General features: G+C 36.8%; 28 protein-coding genes and 1 riboswitch. Of the genes, 17 read left to right on the top strand and 11 right to left on the bottom strand.

What is annotated here, in order from left to right:
* Positions 1-82: 82 nt before the first annotated feature.
* From BDR01S_RS02410 to BDR01S_RS02370, 9 genes are all read left to right on the top strand, one after another.
* Entirely contained in the window at positions 83-724 is a 642-nt protein-coding gene (locus BDR01S_RS02410; protein WP_066256483.1) for a VC0807 family protein, read from the top strand.
* A gap of 34 nt (positions 725-758) precedes the next feature.
* On the top strand, positions 759-1,358 hold the full coding sequence (locus tag BDR01S_RS02405; RefSeq protein ID WP_066256480.1) for a TetR/AcrR family transcriptional regulator: 600 nt from the start codon (positions 759-761) through the stop codon (positions 1,356-1,358).
* Positions 1,359-1,442: 84 nt separating this feature from the next.
* Entirely contained in the window at positions 1,443-1,946 is a 504-nt protein-coding gene (locus tag BDR01S_RS02400) for a GNAT family N-acetyltransferase (RefSeq protein WP_066256478.1), read from the top strand.
* A gap of 13 nt (positions 1,947-1,959) precedes the next feature.
* Positions 1,960-2,622 carry a DUF2306 domain-containing protein gene (locus BDR01S_RS02395; RefSeq protein WP_066256473.1) on the top strand — a complete coding sequence of 221 codons (663 nt, stop codon included), beginning with the start codon at positions 1,960-1,962 and terminating at the stop codon, positions 2,620-2,622.
* Positions 2,623-2,746: 124 nt separating this feature from the next.
* Complete coding sequence (locus BDR01S_RS02390; RefSeq protein WP_066256471.1) at positions 2,747-3,475, top strand: polysaccharide deacetylase family protein; 729 nt, start codon at positions 2,747-2,749, stop codon at positions 3,473-3,475.
* Positions 3,476-3,584: 109 nt separating this feature from the next.
* Positions 3,585-3,932: a hypothetical protein gene (locus BDR01S_RS02385; RefSeq protein WP_066256469.1), complete on the top strand. Its 348-nt coding sequence runs from the start codon at positions 3,585-3,587 to the stop codon at positions 3,930-3,932.
* A gap of 142 nt (positions 3,933-4,074) precedes the next feature.
* Positions 4,075-5,577 carry an aminotransferase class V-fold PLP-dependent enzyme gene (locus tag BDR01S_RS02380; protein WP_066256466.1) on the top strand — a complete coding sequence of 501 codons (1,503 nt, stop codon included), beginning with the start codon at positions 4,075-4,077 and terminating at the stop codon, positions 5,575-5,577.
* 97 nt (positions 5,578-5,674) lie between these two features.
* Positions 5,675-6,163 carry a L,D-transpeptidase family protein gene (locus BDR01S_RS02375; RefSeq protein WP_066256462.1) on the top strand — a complete coding sequence of 163 codons (489 nt, stop codon included), beginning with the start codon at positions 5,675-5,677 and terminating at the stop codon, positions 6,161-6,163.
* A gap of 195 nt (positions 6,164-6,358) precedes the next feature.
* Entirely contained in the window at positions 6,359-7,297 is a 939-nt protein-coding gene (locus tag BDR01S_RS02370; protein WP_066256459.1) for an ATP-grasp domain-containing protein, read from the top strand.
* A gap of 524 nt (positions 7,298-7,821) precedes the next feature.
* On the opposite strand, the gene BDR01S_RS02365 is transcribed toward BDR01S_RS02370, so the two are convergent.
* The gene (locus BDR01S_RS02365; protein ID WP_066256457.1) at positions 7,822-8,355 is read right to left on the bottom strand and encodes a YceI family protein; all 534 of its coding nucleotides are present in this window, start codon (positions 8,353-8,355) and stop codon (positions 7,822-7,824) included.
* Positions 8,356-8,721: 366 nt separating this feature from the next.
* Here BDR01S_RS02365 and helD point away from each other — a divergent pair, with 366 nt between their 5' ends.
* Entirely contained in the window at positions 8,722-11,058 is a 2,337-nt protein-coding gene (helD, locus tag BDR01S_RS02360; RefSeq protein WP_066256452.1) for an RNA polymerase recycling motor HelD, read from the top strand.
* 100 nt (positions 11,059-11,158) lie between these two features.
* On the opposite strand, the gene BDR01S_RS02355 is transcribed toward helD, so the two are convergent.
* Positions 11,159-11,293, bottom strand: coding sequence for a BA3454 family stress response protein (locus BDR01S_RS02355; protein ID WP_066256449.1), 135 nt, complete (start codon positions 11,291-11,293; stop codon positions 11,159-11,161).
* 180 nt (positions 11,294-11,473) lie between these two features.
* On the opposite strand from BDR01S_RS02355, the gene BDR01S_RS02350 reads away from it, so the two are divergent.
* The gene (locus tag BDR01S_RS02350; protein WP_066256447.1) at positions 11,474-11,935 is read left to right on the top strand and encodes a GNAT family N-acetyltransferase; all 462 of its coding nucleotides are present in this window, start codon (positions 11,474-11,476) and stop codon (positions 11,933-11,935) included.
* A 19-nt stretch (positions 11,936-11,954) separates the two neighbouring features.
* On the opposite strand, the gene BDR01S_RS02345 is transcribed toward BDR01S_RS02350, so the two are convergent.
* Positions 11,955-12,185: a hypothetical protein gene (locus BDR01S_RS02345; protein WP_066256444.1), complete on the bottom strand. Its 231-nt coding sequence runs from the start codon at positions 12,183-12,185 to the stop codon at positions 11,955-11,957.
* Positions 12,186-12,388: 203 nt separating this feature from the next.
* Here BDR01S_RS02345 and BDR01S_RS02340 point away from each other — a divergent pair, with 203 nt between their 5' ends.
* Positions 12,389-13,270 carry an alpha/beta hydrolase gene (locus tag BDR01S_RS02340; RefSeq protein WP_066256441.1) on the top strand — a complete coding sequence of 294 codons (882 nt, stop codon included), beginning with the start codon at positions 12,389-12,391 and terminating at the stop codon, positions 13,268-13,270.
* 170 nt (positions 13,271-13,440) lie between these two features.
* A complete protein-coding gene (gene asnS / locus BDR01S_RS02335; protein ID WP_066256437.1) occupies positions 13,441-14,832 on the top strand; it encodes an asparagine--tRNA ligase in 1,392 nt (463 codons plus the stop codon).
* Between the two features lie 54 nt (positions 14,833-14,886).
* Here the strand turns inward: asnS and BDR01S_RS25635 are convergent, their stop codons facing one another.
* A complete protein-coding gene (locus tag BDR01S_RS25635; RefSeq protein ID WP_166252002.1) occupies positions 14,887-15,060 on the bottom strand; it encodes a hypothetical protein in 174 nt (57 codons plus the stop codon).
* Positions 15,061-15,184: 124 nt separating this feature from the next.
* Between BDR01S_RS25635 and BDR01S_RS02330 the strand changes: the two genes are divergently transcribed.
* Positions 15,185-15,409: a helix-turn-helix domain-containing protein gene (locus BDR01S_RS02330; RefSeq protein WP_066256434.1), complete on the top strand. Its 225-nt coding sequence runs from the start codon at positions 15,185-15,187 to the stop codon at positions 15,407-15,409.
* 89 nt (positions 15,410-15,498) lie between these two features.
* On the opposite strand, the gene BDR01S_RS02325 is transcribed toward BDR01S_RS02330, so the two are convergent.
* Positions 15,499-16,980, bottom strand: coding sequence for an amino acid permease (locus BDR01S_RS02325; protein ID WP_066256427.1), 1,482 nt, complete (start codon positions 16,978-16,980; stop codon positions 15,499-15,501).
* A gap of 103 nt (positions 16,981-17,083) precedes the next feature.
* A riboswitch (Lysine riboswitch) is annotated at positions 17,084-17,275 on the bottom strand.
* A gap of 226 nt (positions 17,276-17,501) precedes the next feature.
* Between BDR01S_RS02325 and BDR01S_RS02320 the strand changes: the two genes are divergently transcribed.
* The gene (locus BDR01S_RS02320) at positions 17,502-18,314 is read left to right on the top strand and encodes a YitT family protein (protein ID WP_066256424.1); all 813 of its coding nucleotides are present in this window, start codon (positions 17,502-17,504) and stop codon (positions 18,312-18,314) included.
* 61 nt (positions 18,315-18,375) lie between these two features.
* Here the strand turns inward: BDR01S_RS02320 and BDR01S_RS02315 are convergent, their stop codons facing one another.
* Positions 18,376-18,735, bottom strand: coding sequence for a winged helix-turn-helix transcriptional regulator (locus BDR01S_RS02315; RefSeq protein WP_235846474.1), 360 nt, complete (start codon positions 18,733-18,735; stop codon positions 18,376-18,378).
* Between the two features lie 135 nt (positions 18,736-18,870).
* On the opposite strand from BDR01S_RS02315, the gene BDR01S_RS02310 reads away from it, so the two are divergent.
* Complete coding sequence (locus BDR01S_RS02310; RefSeq protein WP_066256422.1) at positions 18,871-19,503, top strand: nitroreductase family protein; 633 nt, start codon at positions 18,871-18,873, stop codon at positions 19,501-19,503.
* Between the two features lie 44 nt (positions 19,504-19,547).
* Here BDR01S_RS02310 and BDR01S_RS02305 read toward each other — a convergent pair whose 3' ends face one another.
* Positions 19,548-20,162, bottom strand: a complete 615-nt coding sequence (locus BDR01S_RS02305; RefSeq protein ID WP_066256419.1) for a PH domain-containing protein — start codon at positions 20,160-20,162, stop codon at positions 19,548-19,550.
* A gap of 235 nt (positions 20,163-20,397) precedes the next feature.
* Between BDR01S_RS02305 and BDR01S_RS02300 the strand changes: the two genes are divergently transcribed.
* Positions 20,398-21,390 (top strand): DMT family transporter, encoded by a 993-nt coding sequence (locus BDR01S_RS02300; protein ID WP_066256416.1) that lies wholly within the window; start codon positions 20,398-20,400, stop codon positions 21,388-21,390.
* 47 nt (positions 21,391-21,437) lie between these two features.
* On the opposite strand, the gene BDR01S_RS02295 is transcribed toward BDR01S_RS02300, so the two are convergent.
* The 4 genes from BDR01S_RS02295 to BDR01S_RS02280 all read right to left on the bottom strand — a co-directional run bounded on the left by BDR01S_RS02295 (position 21,438) and on the right by BDR01S_RS02280 (position 24,215).
* Positions 21,438-22,298: a DUF421 domain-containing protein gene (locus BDR01S_RS02295; protein ID WP_066256414.1), complete on the bottom strand. Its 861-nt coding sequence runs from the start codon at positions 22,296-22,298 to the stop codon at positions 21,438-21,440.
* A gap of 19 nt (positions 22,299-22,317) precedes the next feature.
* On the bottom strand, positions 22,318-22,524 hold the full coding sequence (locus tag BDR01S_RS02290; protein WP_066256411.1) for a DUF1657 domain-containing protein: 207 nt from the start codon (positions 22,522-22,524) through the stop codon (positions 22,318-22,320).
* 70 nt (positions 22,525-22,594) lie between these two features.
* Entirely contained in the window at positions 22,595-22,798 is a 204-nt protein-coding gene (locus BDR01S_RS02285; protein ID WP_066256408.1) for a DUF1657 domain-containing protein, read from the bottom strand.
* Positions 22,799-22,940: 142 nt separating this feature from the next.
* On the bottom strand, positions 22,941-24,215 hold the full coding sequence (locus BDR01S_RS02280; RefSeq protein ID WP_066256405.1) for an erythromycin esterase family protein: 1,275 nt from the start codon (positions 24,213-24,215) through the stop codon (positions 22,941-22,943).
* Positions 24,216-25,207 lie beyond the last annotated feature (992 nt).

The raw sequence follows: 25,207 nt of genomic DNA, 5'->3' as shown, positions 1-25,207 counted from the left end.
TAAATACGCCCATTGACAAACCGACCGTCGGTTTGTAAGATTGAATTATCACATATCGAAGATGAAAAGAGGAGGAATACACATGAATCTAAAGGCTAAAAAGAAAGTGATCCAAACAATTGTCTTAAGTCTTGTAATCAATGGTGCCATTCCGGTTGTCGTCTATAACTTTTTAGTTGATCATTATTCAAGCTTTGTTTCATTATTAATTGCGACATTGATTCCGTTAGGGGATAATTTGTTTCATGTCGTTAAATATAGAAAAGCAGATGCATTCGGTTTATTTATGTTGACCGGCTTTGTCTTAAGCCTGTTGGCGTTCGTTCTTGGTGGGAATGAACGGCTTATCCTATTAAGAGAATCGATGGTCACGGGGTTGTTGGGACTGATATTTATTGCTTCTTTGTTTTTTGCTAAACCGTTGATATATCACTTCGCAATCAGGTTTAGTTCAAATGATGAAACCGAGAAGAAAGGACAATTTGAAAAAAACTGGGAGGTTCCCTATTTTCGCTTTGTGTTAAGAATCATGACAGCAATATGGGGGATCGCTTTATTAGGCGAAGCGATTGTTAAAGTAATACTTGTGTATGAGCTTTCAATTTCTGTCTTTTTAGCCGTTTCACAACTGATCTTTTACGGAGTAATTGGTGCAGCAATCCTATTTACCATCGTGTATCGCAAGTATGCAAAAACGCGTCTCGACTTAATCAATAATCAATAATCAACATGAAAAATAACGTAAGGAAGGTAATTGTATGGCTAATTCGACCATTTATGATAATCCTAGCTTTCAACACATTCTCTCAGTAACTGAAGAAATTATTCTAGAAAAAGGCTGTAGAAGTACGACATTAAAAGATATTATTGAAAAATCAGGACTATCTAAAGGAGCCATCTATCATTATGTTGACAGTAAGGATGAATTGTATGGACTCATTTTAAAATCTAAAATTGAAGAAACGAATGAAGAATTTCAAATGTCAATTACCCAATCCATGCAAGAAGAAAGCCCAACCCAAGGACGGTTTGGTGTTGTCAGTCAGTTTTTTCATTCACGGCAAAATACCCATGATATTGGAAACTTAATATTCATATATTTGTTAAGCCAAGATAATGAAAAGGTCAAAAAAATACTCACAGATATATTCCGCTACAGTAAAGAAACTGGAATACAGTGGATTAAAATGGGGCAGGCAAACGGAGTGATTCCTCCTTCAATCGATGCAGAAAAGATGTCTACACTGATGATGACCTTCTCCTACGGCTTAAGAGTAACGCAAAGTTTAAGTTCTTCCGAAGAAGATAAAGTTGATGCAAGTGATATTTTTAAAGTTATTATGAAGACATTAACATGAATAGAAGAATGAACTCCCATTAGAGGGCCGTTCATTTGAAAACAACAAACCGACGGTCGGTATTCTTGCGATGAGGTGTTAATCATGGAGATCTATTTAATTGGGCTAGAGAAATTAAAAGAAGTGAAACAATTTTATTCTGTAGTTACATCCGATTTAAGAAAAAAGGGTGTTTATCAATGGGATCGGTTTTACCCTAATAGATTTGTTATTAAAACTGATTTAAAAAAAGGTAGCCTCTTTGGAATACAAAACGGAAATAAAGTAATCGGCGCTATTACACTTAATACAGATGAAAGCAAAAAGTATCGGAGGATTGATTGGGAAGATAAAAAAGGTACGCCTTTGATTATCCATCGCTTAGCTGTCCACCCTTCGTCTCAAGGGAAAGGATATGGAAAGCTTTTGCTCCAATTTGCAGAAAAATATGCTCTTGATAATGGGTTTTCAAGCATTCGTCTGGATGTATTCAGCCAAAATCCAGGTGCATTAAATATGTACGAACGTGCAGGATTTCAACAGAGAGGGATTATCCGCTATCCATTCCGATCAGTCCCATATAAATGTTTAGAAAAAGTTTTAGGTTAGGGAGGAAAATAAAATGCAGATTGAGACAAAAAGGAAACTTACAATTGGTGTTTTATATTTTACGATTGCATTATTCGCCCTCTATATCTTTGTTATGTTTATATTGAATGGTGTGGAATGGGCACCAATGGTTAAAGGGAAAATGGAAAATCCCGATTTTTCATTGGCAACTTGGAAGTGTTTTTTTTATCCTCATATTTTATTTGGTACAGTTGCTCTTGCGATTGGCCCATTTCAATTGACTAAGATAAGCCAAAGGAAACCAAAGTTGCATAAAATGTTAGGTAAAATTTATGCAATAGCCATTTTTATTAATATTCTTGTCGTCCCCTATATTGCTCTTTCTGCAACAGGAGGAAGGAGCTCAACCATTGCATTTCTAGTCCTAAATGCTTTTTGGCTGTGGACTACTTCCATGGGTGTCATAAAGGCGACCCAACGAAAAATAAGTGCACATAAGGCTTGGATTCTCCGTAGTTATGCAATAACATGGGTGTTCGTGACATTTCGGCTTGTCGTCATTCCTTTTTCGTTACTTTTGGATAGTTCAGTAGCCTTTCCATTTGCAGTATATCTATCCATTGCGATGAATCTTTTATTTGTGGAATGGAAAAGGAAGAAAAGTAAGAAACATCCATCAGGACCGAAGATCTCACCATCCAAACCGGTTATGTAATCTTTTAATGATCCGATGATAATAATCAAATAAAGCTGCAGACTTGCAGCTTTTTTAATTGAAACGATATTTTGAGGAATAATAGAGTGTGCAATAAACAAAAATGCAAAAGGTGGGGAATTTTATGAAAAAGATTTTTTTACTATTCTTATTTCTTCTCATTTTAGGACATCCCAAAAGCGCCAATGCGCAGCAAAAGATTCCTATTTTAATTTATCATTCCATAGATAAATTTAACGGTATTGGCTCCAAGGAGTTATTTGTAACTCCTGAGAATTTTGAGAAACAAATGATTTATTTAAGGGAGCATGGTTATACCTTATTAACCTTCGAGCACTGGCAGGAAAGTAAAACTGTAAAGAAGCCGATCTTTATCACCTTCGATGATGGTTACAAAAATAATCTTAATGTTTATTCGATTTTTCAAAAGCTTGCAACAGGAAATTTCCGGCCAGCCGGTACCTTTTTTGTGATTTCTGATTTCATAGGAAGAACCAACCGCCTATCTAAAACAGATCTAAAAATGCTAGCAGATTCAGGATTCATCTCGATTCAGTCACATACAGCTACACATCCTGATTTAACCAAAGCGGAAAATCTAAACTATGAGCTAAAAGAGTCAAAAGAAAAAATTCAGCAAATTACTGGGAAACCTGTGATTGCTCTCGCGTATCCTTACGGAAATACCAATGAACATGTGGTGGCGGAAACGAAAAAGTATTATCGATATGGTCTGACAACAACGCCAGGTCCATTCTCGATGACGGGCCTAAAAAACGAACTCTACTATTTACCTCGAATTTATATCAAATATTCAATGACACTTGATGAGTTTGAAAAAGCGTTGAGGTAGCCTAATTAGAAAATGAAAAGACAATGTAAACTGCCCGAAACCTCTATGTAATCAAACAACGTTATAATAGTGTAAATATAATTTAGACTCTATTAGGGCGGGTGTTTTTATGGAAGAGACAATGGCAAAATCCTACTTACAAAAATCATTAGATGAGTGGAAGGATGATATTTCACTAGTTTTAACAGAAATTGCAAATGAATATGATGAAGTAGCACAGGAACTAAAGGTTTATTCCTATAAATATGGAATAACAAAGCAAGTGATTCAATCGACGGTAAACGAAGAAATTATCGAAAAAATTCGTGACTTGTACCATAAACCATTTGAAGAAAGCTATAACCAACTGAAAGAATACATAAAGGATCTCGAGGAAAAAAGGCGTGTTTTCCAGATGTTTATCCAAAAGATTGATGAAGTCACAAGAAAAGAATCGGCGAAAATTACTACTTATTAAGAAACGAACTTCATCCCCCTATTACTCAGAAGCAGCCTGATCAATGGATTAGGCTGCTTTTTATTTGTCTTAAGTTAAAGAACCAGAGCTTAAGTATCCTGCATATATTAATTACAGATATAAATTGTGAGGTGTGAAACACATGATCACCGCTAATATCGGCAGTAAAACCTACCGAATCCCGGATAACCTTGAGGAATATTTTCAACCGTTTCGCTCACAAGTGATTGGGATGAACCAAGAATTTGCTACCCCATATGGGAAAAAGACAATAATCTATGCGGACTGGACAGCAAGCGGCCGACTTTATCGACCCATCGAACAGAAGATTTCTGAGGTATTTGGTCCTTATATGGCAAATACACATACAGAATCGAATATAACCAGTTTGATGATGACGGGAATCTATAATCAATCCAGAAAAATTATTAAGGACCATGTCAATGCTGACGAGCATGATGCTTTGATTCTGGATGGTTTTGGAATGACCTCTGTCATGAATAAGTTTCAGCGGATGATTGGAATCAGGGTACATGAAAAGTGGAAAGGGCGTCTGCAGCTTTCCGAAAGTGAGCGTCCGGTTATTTTTTTAACACATATGGAACATCATTCTAACCAAACATCCTGGCTCGAGACACTGGGTGAAGTAGTTGTATTAAGTCCTGATGAAAATGGCGGCGTCGACATTAACCAGCTTGAACAACTGCTTCATCGTTACAAAAACAGACGCATGAAGATTGGCTCGTTTACTGCATGCTCCAATGTAACAGGGATTCAAACCCCGTATCATCAATTAGCGAAGATCATGCACCAGCATGGCGGTATCTGTTTAGTGGATTTTGCAGCTGCAGCTCCTTATGTAAACATCAACATGCACCCTAAGGATCCCTTGGAAAAACTTGATGCCATCTTTTTCTCCCCTCATAAGTTTTTAGGGGGACCGGGAACTAGTGGTGTCTTGGTTTTTGATCGTAGATTATATGCTAATCATGTCCCCGATCATCCGGGGGGCGGGACTGTGACATGGACGAATCCGTGGGGCGAGCATCAATATCATCTGAACATCGAGCTGCGTGAAGATGGTGGGACACCAGGAATATTACAAGCCATTCGGACTGCACTTTGTTTGAATTTGAAGAATCAAATGGGTGTGGACAATATTATAAAAAGAGAGAAGGAACAGTTAAGTATTTTATTACCTAGCTTAGTAGAGATTCCCGGTCTTCATTTATTGGATGGACATAAAACAGATCGTCTGGGTATTGTTTCGTTTTATATTGAGAATATCCATTATAATCTTATCGTCCGCTTGCTTAATGATCGGTTTGGGATTCAAGTAAGAGGGGGATGTTCCTGTGCAGGGACCTATGGACACTATCTTCTTCATATTAATAAACAATCCTCTATGCAAATTACCGAAAAAATTAATCAGGGAGATCTGTCAAAGAAACCGGGGTGGGTGCGTTTATCGTTACATCCGATTTTGACTAACGAAGAAATCCTGTTGTTTGTAAATGCCATTAGAGATATCGCCTTTAATATAAATGAGTGGAAAAATGATTATCGATACGATAAAGCAAGTAATGATTACTTTTTCGTGAACCACGAAAGGGAGGACATGGCGCCGCTTTTTCGGTTTGAATAATTCTGAGTCCCTTTGCACAGTTGTTTTCTGAACTATTCTAAATAAAGCAACCACAAACTGGTATGGGCATATGATATCAGATGAAAGGTGGGATTGCATGATTCATATTGTTAAACGTGGTGAAACGCTGAATATTATCTCTGCTAATTATCGCATAAGCCTTCAGCGCCTCTATGCAGCGAATCCAGGGGTCGGGCATTTACAAGTCGGCCAAAGAATCCAGATTCCCGGTTTGCCAGAGCCGTCTACTATACCATATTGGATTCAAATATCTGTTGGAAAACGAAGACTTAACTTATACAACAATGGAAAATTAGTGAAAATTTTTCCAATTGCAGTCGGGAAGATGCTGACCAATACTCCGACGGGCGATTTCGTGATTGTAAACCGAGAATATAATCCTGGAGGGCCATTCGGAGTATTGTGGCTTTCCTTATCAAAACAGGGCTATGGGATTCACGGCACAAACGATCCTAGTTCGATAGGAAAAGCAGTCTCACATGGATGCGTGAGAATGTATAATCGGGATGTTCTTCAGCTGGCTGATATGGTTCCGAATGGAACTAGAGTTACGATTCGCCCTTGAATTAAAAGAGATGATAAAGAGTAAAAATCCCACTTTCAATGTAATAAGGTGGGATTTTTTCAGTAATAAACGATACGGCATCTTGAGACTGGAGATTTCTTCTTAATTTGATATCGTACCTTCACAAATGGTCGTATCAAAATTATAATTTAATATATATGAGACTATCAATAGACACAAAGGGGGACTAATCTTTTGAAAAAAGTTTATATCATCCATGAAAATAGCGACTGGACCATTCATCTTACAAACCGTTTAGATGAACTAGGAGTGCCCTATGAGGAATGGCATCTTGACAGCGGACGTCTTGATCTTTCAAAAGAACCTCCGGATGGTGTTTTTTATAACCGGATGAGTGCCTCCTCCCATACAAGAGGGCACCGTTTTGCACCTGAATTCGCTGCACAGGTTCTTGCCTGGCTTGAAGCCCATGGTCGAAGGGTATTTAATGGAACACGGGCTCTGCAGCTGGAAGTTAGTAAGGTAATCCAATACTTAGAACTAAATAAATTTGGGATTCAAACCCCTCGAACCATTGCAGCTGTCGGGAAGGATCAAATCCTTGAGGCAGCAGCGGAATTTATCGACAAACCTTTTATTACAAAACACAACCGAGCCGGGAAAGGGCTAGGGGTGCAGCTTTTTCAATCCTTAAATGGTTTAAAAAACTATATAGACGGGCCAGCCTTTGAAGAACCAGTGGATGGTGTTACATTAATTCAAGAGTACATACAAGCACCGGAGAGTTTTATTACTCGCTGCGAATTTATCGGCGGGAAATTCGTTTATGCTGTGAAGGTAGATACAACGGAAGGTTTTCAATTATGTCCGGCTGATGCCTGCCAGATTGGTGATTTATTCTGTCCGGTTGGTGAGGAGAAGGAAGCGAAACCAAAGTTTGAAATCATTGATGGTTTTTCAGACCCGATAATTAAAAAGTATGAGCAAGTACTTACGGCCAACAACATTCAAGTGGCTGGAATCGAATTTATCCCTGATATAGCAGGTGATATTTATACTTATGATATCAATACGAATACGAATTATAATTCTGAGGCAGAAGTGAAAGCTGGAAAATTTGGTATGTTAGAACTTGCAAAGTATTTGAAAGTGGAACATGACCGATTGATTTAGTAATAACTACAACGTAAAAATCCAGTCGCTTAGTTGTAAAGGGTTCCATTTTTTAGGTGCTTTTCATAAAATACGTGCCGAAATGTAACCAGTAAAAGTAAAATAAGCGGAGATTTTCCGGTTAAATGCAAAATGGAGCTCGTTTCGGGGTATATAAGCGGAGGTTTTCCGGTTATGCAAAGCAAAATCTTCCCTTTTCGAATTTTTCGAGTCAATAGGCGGAATCTCTCCGTCTATTTAAGCCTTTTTTAATAATAATTACGAATTAAGCGGAATTTTTCCGTCTATTTATTAGCTCGGGTGATTAACCTGCCGCCCCCCAACAGATAGGTGCGGATCCTCAGATCCTCAAGTGCTATGTCAAAGTTAATGAAATTTCGTAGAAACCTGGATAAATAAAGAAAAAGACGTATGCGATCCATACGTCAATCTTGTGTATTTAATAAGAAAGCACCGAAAACGGAACTCTTTAGCTAACATTGGACTGGCTTTTTGCTGTTGTTATTTAATGTGCTTTGCCTTAATTATTCTGCTTTAGCTGCTTGTATTTGTAAGCTGATTTTCACTTTGTCAGCTACAAGGACTCCGCCAGTTTCAAGGGCTGCATTCCATACTAGACCATATTCTGAACGACTGATTGTGCCTTCTGCACTGAAGCCAACTTTTTCATTACCCCATGGATCTTTTCCTTGGCCTTCAAATGTAACTGCGAAAGTTTCTGGTTTAGTTACGCCGCGAAGTGTTAAATCACCAGTTACATTATATTCACCATCATCTGTTTTTTCGATTGTAGTTGCTTTAAAAGTCATCGCTGGGTGATTTTCAACATCAAAGAAATCTGCTGAAACCAAGTGTGCATCGCGATCTTGATTACGAGTGTCTACACTTGCTGTATCAACTGAAAATTCAATGCTTGCAGTTGTTAAATCGGTTGGATCTGCTTCAATTGTGGCATCAAACTTGTTGAAAGTACCCTTCACGTTTGCAATCATCATGTGACGTACGGAAAAATCTACACTGCTGTGAGATGCATCTAAAGCCCATTTAGTTTTTGTCATTTTAATTTTCCTCCAATTTGTTTGTTTTTTAATATTTTATCTCGAAATAAAAATAACTTAATTCAAGATAAATTATATGTTGTGGGCCAATCTACTGTCAATAAGATTTTATAATTTTTTTTGAAATTTATTCCTATACTATCTCTAGAGGACTAAATGAATTTAGATAGACAACAAAAAAAACGCCCATAGGGCGTTTGTTAATTACATGCAAAAAACTCCTTGATAATGTAAAAGGAGCATGATAAAATGACTATTGGCATAAATATTTTTAATCTTAATTTTTAAAAATAACCTATTATAACATTATCACAAAACGATTCAATTGTCAACAAATGACCAAAACTTTATTTGGAGAGTGGTTGGATGAGCGATTTACAGAGCAAAGACTGGCAAATGGAACAAAGAAGAGTGACCACGGTTGTAAATGAAATTGATAAAAAAATAAATAAATTAAAGATAAATGCCGGGAAAGTAGGCTCTGATGTTCTCGAGATTCGAAAAGATTTTTGGGAAGACGTAACAGTTAATATGGATGAACCAGATGATATGATAGAAACGGCAGCAAGTATCAAACAACAGGCTGAGTTGCTCTCTGAACGGGAGCGGACCCATAAACATTTAGATAAACATCTTAGAACTCTATCAAGGTTAAAGTATTCCCCGTACTTTGGGCGGATTGATTTTTTAGAAGAAGGAGAAGAATCTACCGACCAAGTATACCTAGGAATTGCATCGTTAATGGATGAACAGGATGAAAATTTCTTGATTTATGACTGGCGTGCACCTATATCAAGCATTTATTATGATTACGCTCCTGGACCTGCCCAATATAAAACCCCTGAAGGAACAATTGAAGGGGAAATGATCTTAAAGCGTCAATTTATTATTAGGGCATCAGAAATTAAAGGAATGTTTGATACCGGGGTTACTATTGGCGATGAAATGCTTCAGGAAGTGCTTGGAAATAACGCGAGCACTCAAATGAAAAGTATTGTTGCCACCATTCAACGAGAGCAAAATGAAATTATTCGTAATGAACGTTCGAAAATACTGATCGTTCAAGGGGTGGCTGGAAGTGGTAAAACGTCAGCTGCGCTGCAACGTGTTGCTTACTTGCTCTATCGTTATCGAGGAACATTAAATTCTGAAAACATTATGCTATTTTCACCGAACCCTTTGTTTAATAGCTATGTAGCAACAGTATTACCTGAGTTGGGTGAAGAAAATATGCAGCAATCCACTTTCCAGGAATATTTAAATTCTCGATTAGGAAGAGAATTTCATATAGAAGATCCCTTTACGCAAATGGAATATTTGTTAAGTGGGGATGATCAAGAAAAGGAATATCATACACGAGTTGAAGGAATTCGTTTTAAAGCAAGCCTTGATTTTAAAAGTATCATTGATCGATATGCACAAGGATTAGTGAAAAAAGGACTGATTTTTAGGGATTTATCTTTTAGGGGAGATGTATTAATTTCTAAAAGGGAAATTCATGACTATTTTTATTCACTGGAAGAAGGCATTAGCATCCCAAACCGGATGCAGCTTGTTAAGGAATGGCTATTAAGAGATTTAAAGCGAAAGGTTAGACAAGAACGGTCGAGAAGTTGGGTGGAGGAAGAAGTCCAATATCTCGATAAAGAGGATTTTATGGAGGTATTTAAAAAGCTGCAGGAAAAAAATCAGTTTTCTGAAAATACATTTGATGATTTTGAACAGGAACAGAAACTCCTTGCAGAAATGGTCGTGAAAGAAAAATTCAAACCATTATTTGTGAGAGTAAAAAGTTTGCGGTTTATTGATATACCTAAGATTTATCGTCAGCTTTTTAAGTATGCTGAAAATATGGATGAACGCCTACCTGTAGATTGGGAGCAAATTAGCAATCAGACAGTAGGGAAACTTAAGGAGATGGAAATTCCTTATGAAGATGCCACGCCATATGTTTATCTCCAGGATTTGATTGAAGGTCGGAAGAACAAGTCTGCCATTCGTCATATTTTTATTGATGAAGCGCAAGATTACTCGCCATTACAGTTTGCTTTCATACAAAAGTTATTTCCATTTAGCAAAATGACGTTACTCGGTGATTTTAATCAAGCGATATTTTCTGGTGCCACTGGTGCGGAAACCGTATTATCAGACCTAAATATCTTAGGAGAGACAATCGAATCGTTTGTCCTTACCAAAACCTATCGATCAACAAAAGAAATTGTTAACTTTACCAGTTCGTTGATTGAGGGTGGGGAAAATATTGTCCCCTTTAACCGTCCGGGTAGAAAGCCGTTAGTAACCATTGTAAAACCTAATGAAATAATTGAACAAGTAATTAAGAAAATTAAAGATTTCCAAAATGAAGGCCATCGAACCATAGCCATAATCTGCAGGACAGCAGATGAAAGCAAAAGGGCCTTTGAAGCACTCAGAACGGATATTCCGCTTCATCTAATAGAGAAGGGTACAATTTCCTATGAAAAAGGTATTCTCGTCATCCCGTCCTATCTTGCTAAAGGAATTGAATTTGATGCGGTTGTTTTGTATGATTGCTCTCAATATAAAAAAGAAAGTGAACGGAAATTATTTTATACTGTCTGTACAAGGGCGATGCATGAACTACACATGATTGCGACAACCGGGATAAGTCCACTAATGGAGGTTGCACCTAAAAATACTTACTCACTAGAAAGTAATAATTAATCTCCTATATCAATCTAAGCACCATACATTCGTGCAAAATTGATAATCTTAATAGAGAATTAAAAACCAGCAGAATCGAATTCTGCTGGTTTTTGATATGTTATTTTTTCCATTGTTTTTGAACTTGTTCCAAGGCAAGTTGGAATATTTCGTCCTCGGATGTTTCCCGATTGGCAATGACATTCGTTAAATAGCTTTTTCCTTCAAAAGTTACTGTTACTTCTACTTGTACCATAATTAAATCTCCTTTTTATTTTAAATTGTATGTTAAAAAGTGTAATCAAAAATTACACAACGATTAAGTGTATTTGGTTAGTTAAATAATTATGACGATAATTGTTCGACAAACGTTACTAAAATATACAGGTTTGATATAATTGTTTTAGAAAAAACAATAGGGAGGCAAACATTCTCCATGTATTTTGAAGTGGTAAAAAAAGAAACGCTGTATATTGCACTCGAAATGATAAACTCAAATCGAAAATATAACATTTTTGAAAATGGCATAGAGGCGAGAACACTAGCTGACATGGAAGAGGAATTCTTAAATCCGAATTCAATCAGTGCATTTATAAAGCTTGATGACACCTATATTGGAATAATTGATTACTTATTAGAGAATCCGAAGGACCATTACCCTTGGCTTGGTCTGTTACTGTTACATAGTGATTATCAAGGCTATGGTTTCGGTGCGCAGGCATTTGCAATATACGAAAGTGAGATGCTCGAACGAGGTGAGAAGAGTATTAGGCTTGGTGTGTTAAAAGAGAATGTAAAGGCTAAACGCTTCTGGGAATCGTTAGGATTCACCTATTATAATACTGCAACAACCCAAAAAGGTAGTGGTATTTTTTGTTATCAAAAACAAATTGGATAAAAACTCTAAAATCTATCGATTAGATTTCTTGATACATAAATTGCTCGGCAAATAGCTGGACTTGATCTTTATCGATTTTATTTTTTTTCAGCAACGATTCTGCAATCATTACATTGGCTTGAATAGATACATTTCTTTTTAAATCGCGAATGGACACATCGCCATTCAATAATTGAATCGCTTTTTCCCTAATGCCTTGATTCTTAGATGACTTGTATAAAAGGTAGGCAATACATGTAATCTTGTCCACATCAAACACTCCTCTTACATCAAGTATTAACGGTATTTTATTATTTCGAGGATTAGCTACGCTTTTCCTGCTAATATTCTGAAAATTTTAAAAAACTTCAGAGAAATTGTAAGCAGGGCCTTGAGATTTATCAATTTTTATGTTCTTTTATTCAGAAAATTCAAATAAATTATTAAAAAGAATCTTCGCGGGGGCGGTAAGGGATGTTTGATTACGAAGAAGAAACACAAGCAGAATTTGAGGTGATTAGTTCTAGTACAGAAGAAGGTTATTCTATTACCGATGTAAAATATGAAAGCCCTTTCAATGGACAAGTGTCTGCTTTTCTATTGATTCCAGATAAAGGAGGACCGTTTCCTGCTGTAATTTTTATGCACCCTAGTCAAGGAAACAGAAAAACTTATCTTCGCGAAGCTCAAATGTTTGCAACAAAGGGCTATATTTCACTCTTAATCGAAACACCGTACTTCGAAAGGTATGGGGGGCAGGTATTTGATGAAAGGAAAGCGTTCATAAAAAGAGTTGAATCCTTAGCGGATATCCAAAAATATATTCAAACAATAATGGATATTAGGAGGGGAGTTACTCTCCTTTGTAAGCTGTCGATCGTGGATGAAGAACGGATTGCATTTATTGGACATGGTTTTGGAGCGGCCTTGGGCGGCGTCATATCAGGAATTGATTCGCGGATTAAAACGTTTGTCTTGATATCCGGATATGGGCAGGTTTCGGAATGGCAATTGACAAGTGAATATCCAATGGCAGCAATCATTCGCAGTTTTTTACCGACTGAACGATTTGAATATTTTATATCAAGTCTTAGAAAATTAGATGCAATTAACTTTGTAAAAAATGCCGCACCGGCATCGATACTCTTCCAATTTGCCACTAATGACGAGTTTATTGAACGAGACCATTCTGTTACTTTTTTTGCTGCTGCAAGTTCTCCCAAAAAAATCATTTGGTATGATACTGATCATCTTTTTACCAATTGTGAATCAGCATTAGTGGATCGCCAAAAATGGCTTTCTGAGCATTTTTGGTTACAAGATGACATTTTGTCAAAAGAATCGATGAAAAACTAAAATAAATCGTTTCCAAACGGAAAATTTGTTGAATCTTGCTTACTTGATATGGTATTTTATATAATGTTGAAGGGATAAAAGAAAAACGATAGTACTGTGGAATTTTACCTTTCGTCCCAAAAGGGATGGAAGGTTTTTGCTTTTTTACATAAGATCTAGGAGGAAAACCAATGAAACAAGCCTTAATCAAGGATTTGTACAGAAATACGGAAAGCTATATTGAACAAAAAGTACAGTTATCCGGATGGATCCGTACCATTCGTGATTCCAAAACTTTTGGTTTCATTGAACTAAATGATGGCAGCTTTTTTAAAGGGGTGCAAATTGTATTTGATGAGCATTTAGAGAACTTTAAGGAAATTGCGAAGCTTCCAATTAGTTCTTCCATTAGGGTGGAAGGAGATTTTATTCATACTCCTCAAGCAAAACAGCCTTTTGAAATTAAAGCAACTGACATTGTGATTGAAGGTTCGTCAAATGTCGATTATCCTTTACAAAAGAAAAAGCATTCGTTTGAATATTTAAGAACGATTGCCCATTTACGTCCAAGGACCAATACGTTTTCAGCTGTTTTCCGTGTGAGATCTCTTGCTTCTTATGCACTTCATAAATTTTTCCAAGATAAAGGGTTTGTGTATGTTCACTCACCAATTATCACCGGCAGTGATACAGAAGGTGCAGGTGAAATGTTCCGAGTAACAACCCTGGAAATGGACAATCTTCCAAAAAATGAAGAGGGCAAAACGGATTTAACCAAGGATTTCTTTAATAAAGAAACAAATCTAACTGTGAGCGGACAGCTTTCGGCTGAGGCGTTTGCATTGGCATTCCGGAATGTCTATACTTTTGGCCCAACGTTTAGAGCAGAGAATTCCAATACAGCCCGACATGCAGCCGAATTTTGGATGGTAGAACCGGAACTTGCCTTTGCTGAACTTCCAGATGTTATGGACTTAGCTGAAGAAATGGTGAAATATGTGATCGGATATGTACTTGAACAAGCGCCTGAAGAAATGAACTTCTTTAACAGTTTTATTGAAAAGGGGTTATTAGATCGCCTTAATAATGCGTATACAGCAGACTTTGGCCGTGTGACGTATACGGAAGCGATTGAGATTTTAAAGGAGTCTGGAGAATCCTTTGGTTATCCGGTCGAATGGGGTCTTGATCTGCAAACTGAACATGAACGTTATTTAAGTGAAAAAGTTTTCAAGCGTCCAGTATTTGTTACAGACTATCCAAAAGAAATCAAAGCCTTCTATATGAGATTAAATGAGGACAACAAAACAGTAGCAGCAACAGATTTACTTGTACCTGGTATTGGTGAATTGATTGGCGGCAGTCAGCGTGAAGAACGTGAAGAGATTTTGGCTGGGAAAATTAATGAGCTTGGAATGAATGAAGAAGACTATTGGTGGTACCTAGAATTAAGAAAATATGGCGGTACAAAACATTCCGGCTATGGTATTGGCTTTGAACGTTTAATTATGTACTTAACTGGAATGACTAATATTAGAGACGTTATTCCATTCCCAAGAACAACAGGGAACGCTGAATTTTAATAGAAAAAAAGAGAAGGCCGATTCAGTGAATCGACCTTCTCTTTTTTTCATTTATTATAGAACCTTTAATTCCTCTTCAAAAAAGAAAGTTTCTGGATGTTCCTTAACGATATAAGAATATCTTTTCATGTTTTTAACATATTGTGATTTTAAAATGGTGACGACCTCGCCAGTTTCTTTAATGTTAACTGACTGTCCGTTTTTAAATTGATTGTTTGAGCTTTTCATAATTAACAACTCCTTTGCCTATTCATTATTAAGTATAACATAAGCAATGAAGGAAAGGGTAAACCGTTCTTCCTTTCAATTACGAACTAATTGTGTTATACTTTTAAAAAAGTGAGGTGTCATTTTGACAAATTATAAAGCAAAAAAGAGTAACCTCAAAGCCTTATTATCAAAAAAGGGCATGGACTTGGAAAGTTTAGAAAGGAATACAAGTATTCCTCAAACTCAACTCAACGACTACTTGTCCAAAAAAGTAATGAATTTAAATACGGCAATGACAATTTCAAGAGAATTAAATTGCTCTATTGAAGACTTATACATTTGGTCATCAGAGGAAAAGAAAGCGTAATACTTAATAACAGACTCTTCAATGGAGTCTGTTTTTTATTTAAGTAAGAAAATAGCATGCGAAATTTTTCGCGTGCTATTTTTTATAAATTAATTTCTTAGATCACATTTATCTAAAGGAATAACTTTCGTTTTCTTAGTGAATTTATATCCTAACCATACAATAAGGAATAATGGCAGTCCGACATATGAAACTAGAACACCATTCCAATCGATGTGGTCACCCATGAAAGCAGAATAATTTTGTCCTAAAACAACAAATCCACAGACTAGAAAGGCAAAAATCGGACCAAATGGAAAGAATTTCGATTTATAAGGTAACAAGCTAAAGTCTTTGCCTTGGGCAATAAATGCCTTGCGGAAACGATAATGACATATAGCAATACCAAGCCATGCGATAAAACCAGACATACCTGAGGCATTTAACAACCAAACATAAACTGTTCCATCTCCAAAGAAGGAAGCAAGGAAAGCTAGTGTTCCAACTAAGGTAGTTGCAATTAAAGCATTAACAGGAACACCTCTTTTGTTTAATTTTCCAAGGAATTTTGGTGCTTTGCCTTGACGAGCCAAATCCCAAAGCATCCGAGTGGACGCATACATTCCTGAATTTCCTGCTGATAATACAGCCGTAAGAATAACAGCATTCATAATTGAAGCCGCGAAAGCGATCCCTGCTTTTTGAAACACTAACGTAAATGGGCTAACGGTTATATCACCATTGGCTAAATTCCCGTTTGTATATGGAATAAGCAATCCGATTACAAATATAGCCAATACATAGAATAGCAAAATACGCCAGAACACCTGTTTCACTGCGCGTGGAATGGCTTTCTTCGGATCTTCCGTTTCCCCGGCAGCAACCCCTAATAGTTCGGTTCCCTGGAAGGAGAAGCCTGCAGCCATAAAGATACCTAACATCGATAAAAAGCCGCCGTGGAAGGGAGCATCACCAATCGTAAAGTTTTTAAAGCCGACCGCTTCATTACCCATAATTCCAAAAATCATTAATGTACCAGTAATGACAAAAATAATGACAGTGACTATTTTAATTAAGGAAAACCAATATTCTGCTTCTCCAAAGCCTTTAACCGAAAGATAATTTAAGAGAAACATAATCACTAAAAAGATACCGCTCCAAATGAATGAAGGTGTATTTGGAAACCAAAATTTCATGATCATCGTAACAGCAGCTAATTCTGCTGCAATTGTAATGGCCCAGTTATACCAATAGTTCCAACCTAGGGCAAAACCAAGGGAAGGATCGACAAATTTCGTTGCATACGTACTAAAACTGCCGGCAACAGGCATATAGGCACCCATTTCTGCCAAACCTTGCATCAAAAAGTATACCATGACACCAATAACGAGGTAGGAAAGGATTGCACCGCCTGGTCCCGCTGAATGGATTGCACCGCCACTTGCCAGAAAAAGGCCTGTTCCAATCGTTCCACCGAGGGAAATCATCGTTAGGTGACGAGATTTTAAGCCGCGTTTTAATTCGGTTGGTTCCTGTTGTAGTGTTATATCACTAGTGTATTCACTCTCTTTTAAAACTCTTGCAGTTTGCATAGTTTTGACTCCTCTTATTTAATTTTTTCGAGAAGGAGTTTGGAATAGAAAAATGCCATCGAGGAATAATCGATGGCATTATTAATACCCCGCATCATACCTTCCGAAAGATAGCTCAACACGCTTAGCTGGTAGGGCTAAACATGACAGTTCTGTTCCTATTCGGAGACAGCCCCAGCATGCTTTTTATAGAGATAAAAGCACACTTCGGCAGCTTTTCCTTTCAAACGGAGTCAATAATGTCTCTTACATCTCGTCCGGTTTACTCATAAAATCTGCGACCTCTACCTCATCGGTTTGATGAGGATTTAACATATGAAGTTAATATATTACTAAAGTATAAATATTATTTGTAAATTGTCAATAATATATTTTCCCAAAAATGAGATGTTTAACTTATCAGTTTAGAATTGAAAGATAATTGAGTTTCTTTTTAATTAATTATTTAATTTACTTTAATTGAGAGAATCGGTTATTATTTTTAAATAGAATTAATTGCCTGTAGTAGGAGGATTTGTACCATGCAAATTGTTGGAATGTTACTTGGGTCTCTAATTGTTGTAGTTGCCTTTAACCTTTTCTTAATACCCCATGAAGTGTTAAGCAGCGGTTTGAGCGGAATTTCTATGATATTAGGGATGATTTCACCGGTTAATACAGGGGTAGCGAACTTCCTGCTGAATTTCCCCTTATTAATTATTGGTTATAAAATGTTAGGGAAAAAATTTATCGTGAATTCGATTTTTTCGGTCATAGTGATCTCGATAGGCCTTTACATCGTTCCCCAATACGCAATCGCCGATGATATGATTCTTTCTTCTATTTTTGGTGGTGCCTTAACCGGTTTAGGAGTAGGTATTGTTTTTCGTTGTTCTGGATCAACCGGGGGATTTGATATTATTGGCATGATTGTAGCAAGAAAAAGAGATTTTCCGATTGGTGTTTTACTTTCAGGTATGAATGCTGTAGTTATTTTGATTAGTGGTTTTATGTTTGATTGGGATTCTGCACTATATACCTTAGTGTCCATATTTGTGACAGGGAAAGTTGTCGATGCAATCTATACAGATCATGCTAAATTAACGTTAATGATCATTACAGAAAAGGGCGAAGAGATGAGAAATCATTTACTGGAGAATTTGTATCGAGGCCTAACTGTAATGGATGGTGTGGGTGGATACTCAAATAATCAGCGGAACGTATTGATTACAGTAATTTCTAGATATGAATTAAATGAAGTTAAAAACTTGATTACAGAAGTTGATTCATGCGCCTTCGTGAATATCACAGAAACTATTGAGGTTATGGGGCTGTTTCATCGACCAAGTCCATAAAAAAAGGCTTGCATCTATCTAAATAGAGCAAGCCTTTTTTGTGTGAGAAAGTTATCCAACGTCACAGGGATTCCCCACGTTTTTTTACCCATTTCATTAGCACATGAATAACCTCATCAAGTTCTTTACCAGTTGGAGTCAATTCATATTCCACTTTTTTGGGAGAGGTAGTAATGACGTTTTTGACAATCAATCCCTCATTTTCTAAATCACGTAAGCGTTCGGTTAAGAGTCGATCAGATATTCCCGGAATGGATGATATTATTTCATGGTACCGCTTCGGTCCCTCCATAAGCGTATATATCACAGTTCCCATCCAGCGTTTGCCGATAAATTCGATTGCCTTATGAAAGTTAGTACATATATGTTTAATTTCCTCTGCAGAATGAGTCATACAATCTTGGTGGTTAGGTTCCCTCATATAAAATCCCTCTTTTTTACTTTTCTAACTGTATCATACCATATTTTAATTTCTTGACGATAGGTACTTACTAATAGTAAGATGTTTTAGAACTTATTTTTAGTAAGTTAAAAAATTTACAGGGGGAAATCAATCATGGAAACCACATTAATAAAAAGTTTATCTGAAATAATAAAAGAACGTCATTCAGTCAGAAAATATGATTCAACATACATTATTTCTCAGGAAGAAATTAAAGATATGCTAAAAGAAGCGACACAAGCACCATCCTCTAGTAATCTGCAACCTTGGCGTTTTATTGTGATTCAAGATCGGGAGGCGAAAAAGGAACTAAGAGCAATCGCCAACAATCAAGAGCAAGTAGAAACAGCGTCTGCCGTTATTGCAGTACTAGGCGATAAGGAAATGTATAAAAGTGTAGAAAATGTCTATCGAAGTGCATACGAGGCTGGTTTTATGGACGAAGCTAATATGAATCGATTGATAGAAGGTACAAATAAAACATACCCATTTGCTCCAGAAGAAGTCTTGAAAAATATTGCCTCATTTGATGCTGGTTTAGTGTCGATGCAGTTGATGTTAATTGCAAAAGACAGAGGTTATGACACGGTTCCAATGGGTGGCTTTGATAAAGAAAGATTCTTGAAAATGTTCGATGTCTCCGAGCGTCTTTTCCCAATTGTGTTGATTTCAGTAGGGAAGGCGGCAGCACCTGCTTTCAATACAACTCGTTTACCATTGGAGGATGTTTTAATAGAGTATAAGTAAAAAAGTAGGCGCATGATAATTTTTCATGCGCCTGCTTCATATTTTTAGTTATTAATATACTTCTCAAAAACATAACCAAAATCTTTCACTATATATTGTTTTTTGCTATCTTCTAACCACTGAAAGGCTGCTTGATTGAGCATTTTAAATTGTACAACCAAGTTGCTGTCAGGACTTGTTACACGTCCTAATGTGGTGGATGCCACATCGAGGCTTTGTTTGGCAAACTGAAGGGAAATTTCATTTTCATGAGAGATTTCTGAGATTTTTATTAGGGCTTTATACAAATCCTTAACTTCTTCAATATGTTTCTTATGAACGTCAATGGAGAAGGGTTCTGAGCCGATTTTAAACTTAATTTCAACATCTAGATCAACCGTTCCAGCCGTTTCAAGTTTTACGTCAAAGATTCGATTTGTTGCATAACTATAACGGTGCAGCATCCGTTTTTTGCTAGTTGCGCTTGTGCCATCTAAATGGATAAGGGCGTTGTTTGTAAAACAGTATTCATCAGACTTTGATTTAATAAGAAAATAAATTTTCTCGTTATCTTCATGCATGACATAATCGTCAGCATCCACCTTATCATAATTCTCCGGCTTAATAACTGATCCCACATCACTTAATCCTAAAATATCCGCAGCTACTTTACCAAACATCATATCAACCTCACTTTTATAAAATCATTCCAGCAGTGTTTACGATTGGAGGACAAGAAAGTTTCACTCGTATCCAAAATACTTTATGTTTAAAAAATGGGCTGTATGCTTTTTATCTCTAAAACAATAAACAAACAACTAATTATAAGAGGGAAACTACTTGATGGTTTCCTGCTTTTAATGGAAAATACACTATATACATATTAAAAAATTGAAACAGAGGGGATAGAGGACAATGCGGCCAATCGTTTTAGGCCTCCTAGCGGCATTCTTTTTTGCATTTACATTTATCCTTAACAGAGCCATGGATCAGGCAGGGGGAAGCTGGATTTGGAGTGCATCCCTAAGGTATTTCTTTATGGTTCCATTTCTTTTCGTGATTGTGTTGGGAAGAAAGAACCTTAAACCATTGCTTGCTGAAATGAAAAATAACCCTGGTGTCTGGGTTTTATGGAGTACCGTTGGGTTTGGCCTATTTTATGGACCGATCTGTTTTTCGGCCGCCTACGCACCAGGCTGGCTCATCGCAGCAACATGGCAGGTAACGATCATCTCAGGTTCCTTGCTCGCCCCACTTTTTTATGAAAAGGTAATGACTGAAAAGGGAGTCATCCAACAGAAGGGGAAAATTCCCTTTAAAGGCTTAGGAATGTCATTAATCATCTTGCTCGGAATTATATTGATGCAAGTGGAACAGGCTAATCGCATTTCGATTGTATCCCTATCCTTGGGGGTCCTTCCAGTGCTAATTGCCTCTTTTGCTTACCCGCTTGGAAACAGAAAAATGATGGATATTTGCGGGGGGCGTCTCGATGTTTTCCAACGTGTATTAGGTATGACCTTAGCAAGTCTGCCGGTGTGGGTGGTTTTATCTATTTTTGGCCTATTTACTGTGGGTACACCAAGCAAAGGGCAAATAATCCAATCAGGTCTTGTTGCTGTGACCTCGGGAGTTATTGCAACCATTTTGTTTTTTAAAGCAACGGATCTTGTTAGAGGAAATATGCAGAAGCTTGCTGCAGTGGAGGCAACACAATCTGCGGAAGTATTATTTACAGTAATAGGGGAATTGTTACTTCTAAACAGTCTCATGCCAACCGGACTCTCTTGGAGTGGGATGGTATTGGTCATGGTTGGAATGATCCTGCACAGCTTCTTTTCGCATAAAAGTAACCTTAAAATGCATCGGAAACAAAGCAATGGAAAAACTTTTTCCAGAAATGTTTAATCCTTATCAATTCAGATTGATAAGGATTGTTTTTTTATTTCGCGCATTTAACCGTTTAAATAAGGACTAAGCTTGTCGATCGTTTCTTGTAGCTTTATTGAATTTTTCTTATACATTGCTTTTGATTTTTCACATTCTGTTTCAAGTGAAAAAATCTCTAAATCAGCCTGAACCTTTTTTAGTGTTGCTAGGAGAAGTGGACGTTGAGCGGGTGTTGGCACTTGTATTTTATCATTATAAAGATCAACAGTTATTTCTCCATATGAATCCACTTGACCGAGGAAAACATTATCAAGAGTGACACCCAATTTTTCTAATTCTGTATAAAGCCAGCCTCTGCCTTTCCCGGCACATCTTAATGATTCATCAATAATATTCCCGTCCATGATGACAGTTTGGGGCTCTTTCTCATTCGGCATTTTCATTTGTAAATCTTTGGGTGTTAGGGGCTGATTTTCCTTTTTTAATAAAGCGCTTAATGTTCCCCGCGGTTCTAAGACAGCAAATTCTACGTCAGCGAACTTGAAAATATCCTTCTGACGAAGTAGAGCTGATAATTCGTCAATGGTGTATCTTTCCTTTTTCAAGTTCTCTTCTAATATTTTTCCATCTTTAATAACGACGGTACTTTTACCTTCAGCGAAATCACTAAACTTTTTACTTTTTATGGCTATGTAGTTCACCAGAAAAGTAACAAATCCAAAAACCAATAGTGCCAGCACTCCATGACCCATGTTACTTTCAAGTCCTGTGACTACTTCACCCGCAATACTTCCGATGGTAATACCGGCCACGTACTCAAAGAAAGAAAGCTCAGAGATTTGTTTCTTCCCTAGTACTTTGGTGATAATAAATAAAAGTCCCAATAAAGTTAATGAACGACTTATGATAAAAATCCAATCTGGCATTAGTTCTCACCTCAAAAATTTATGAACCCATATATTGGGGTTCATGTCGTTCAAGCTCCAAAACACGGTATTGAAGATCCTTCTTTACCTCACCAATCGTTAACATTGCTTCATGAAAAATAGCTTGTGCATCTTTATCGAGTGAATTAAGGGCAAAGGAGGACAACTGTGCTTCGATTCCTTTCATGGTTGAGAGGCATTGTTTAACATTTGAAGCGATTGTCACAATAGCACTTCCTTAAGGAATTCATAAAAGTAAAAAGGGGTTGGCATAAGTCGCCAACCTAAATTTTCCATTATTGATTGTATTGTGGTTCTTCACTGATAATTTCTTGAAGACGTGGTTCAAGACTATCAAGTACGGATTGGGTTTGTTGTGCTGCTTGTTGATATAGCTGCTTTGCATTTTGGTTATCAGTTGCTAGTGCGAAGCCTTCAAAACTAGCCTGTGCACTTTTTAATCCGGCTACTGCTTGTTTTACCTGTGTTCCAACTGTCATTACTCAATCCTTCTTTCTTGGTACAGAATTAAATTACAAAAATAGTATGTGGAATATTCATTTGGTTATGTATTATAAACAGAACTATTTCTTGAATAAAAACGAAGTCTTCCCTTTTTCAGATAACAGGGAAGACTTTCCTTTAGACAAGAATATTTTCTAGAACAAGTGGATGTAAGGCATTTGTTTTATCAATAAAAATAAACCCATCATACCGATGCCCCATAATTGAGGGGACATAATTACCGAAATGTTCGTATTCCGGCCGGTAAACAACACCAATTGCTCGATGACCAATCGTAGTTGAAAATTCATGGCGATTCCCGTCAGTAAAGATTAAATATTTATTGACCGCCCCTGATTTATGCATGAGTGATTCCCAACTTCCGAATCCTGCAGGTGGTACATCCATGATTTGGAAGTCCGCTCCCCATTCTGTGGCGGCAATCACGGTCCCACTATAAGTTCCAAATCCAACAATAAATACATTTTCAGCGCCGTTTTCCTCTCTAAGGAGTTGACCAACATTCACCATTCCTTCATCTCTCATATCCGTCGCCCTGGCATCCCCGACATGGGTATTATGCTCCCATATGATTACCTTTGCATCCGCTCCATAAAATCTTCGCACTGCATTGAGTGCTTCAACCATGTGTTGGTCACGAACATTCCATGACTTTGAATCACTAGTGACCATGGTCCGATAATATTCTTCTGCATTTGCAGTAACAATAGCATTTACTTCCATGTTCAAGCTGTTTTCTTGATCGTCATCAAATTTGCATTTATTTTTCCGAATCGATGCAAGCAGTTCAAGTGCTTCTTTTGTACAGTTTTCAGAAATATATCCGGCAGAAACAGCATAAGATTCATGATTGCGGTTAAATGGCTCAAAGCAAGAAAACGCCTTTTTAGCCTCCTTAAGACTTGGAGAATTGGTCTTTTCTAAATAGCGAATGATTTCATCCATACTTTCCCAAAGACTATACACATCTAAACCATAAAATCCAACCTTTTGAGTAGGATTATTTTGCTGATTATAATTTTTTAACCATTCGACAAGATCAATGATTTCCACGTTAGCCCACATCCAGGTGGGCCATCTGTTAAAATCCTCAAGTACCGTTCTGACATCTTGTGTTGAGTGGTTAAATCCTTTAATGTATTGATTGATACTTTGACATGAAGGCCAATCGCCTTCAACTGCGATAAATGAAAAACCTTTTTCTTTAATTAATCTTTTAGATAACTCTGCACGCAGTGAATAGTATTCTGAGGTTCCGTGCGATGATTCACCTAGCAGCACTATTTTTGAATCACCTATAGCTGCTATTAATGGGTCAAGATCATCAACGGTTGCGAAAGGTTTAGCATATTTATGAATGGCTTTAATCATAGAGTAGAACATCCTTTCCATAAGGAATAAGTTTCAGATAATATCCCCATTTATCTGGAATCTAAATATCCAATAATTCACATTTTTGACACAAGTATTACGTAAATTCTAAAAATTCCGTGTTATAATTTAATTGTAAAGAAGAGAAATAAAGCTAACATCTTAGGAGGCTCAACCATACGTGTTCGTTCCGTTTGTGAACGAGTAGTAAGGTTATTCCTCAACAATCATTTGGAAGGTGGAGCGATGTTAATCATTGGAAAGAGTGTAATTCTTAACTGATTCCTTTCAAGATTTATTCTATGTATTCCATAGGAAAATTAAAAAAGGAAAACATCCAACCTAATAGGAGAAGAGAAAATTTCCAAAATCAATTTAATGATTGATGTTATGGTTTTGTTGGGACTGAAAAATATTTTTCTATCTATTACTCAATACGTAGAAAAATTGATCACAACCCAAATGATTCTTCTGAAAAAAAGAGTCATTAAAATTAATAACATTAAATCAAGTAGTAGAAAAAAACTATTTGAGATCAAATTGATAATGGGGCTCACAACCTAATAAGGAAAATGTAAAAGAAAAGATTACAGGATATTATCTTCTCCAAAAATTACATTGCCAAGAAGCCGAAGTTCCAAATGATGGAATAAAAAAAGAGTCTCAATCGGTGTCAAACCGAGGATTTGTTTCTTAAAGGAATTTGAATTCCAATAACATGTGAATTAATTCCTTCAACGGAGCAAACACTCATTGGCAGATGGATTAAAGTTTCCATTTAGATTGAAAAGACAGCTAAAAGGAAATGTTATTAGAAATCTATCAGCTGATGTCATGGTTGGGTCTCCTAAGGTGTTAATAAAATTAAGGAGTTACTTCATATTATTTGAGGTAGCTTCTTTTTCATTTAATGGAGTTAGTAATTAAGAAGCATTAAATTATAAAATGAACTAATAATTCGTTATAATAAAGTTAGGAAATATTTTTCGAAAGGGGCAAGATAATGTCAGGAA

This window comes from Neobacillus drentensis NBRC 102427 (assembly GCF_001591445.1).
Taxonomy (GTDB): Bacteria; Bacillota; Bacilli; order Bacillales; family Cytobacillaceae; genus Neobacillus; species Neobacillus drentensis.
The sequence above is the reverse complement of the archived record's forward strand: the minus strand, read 5'-3'. Positions and strand labels throughout refer to the sequence as shown.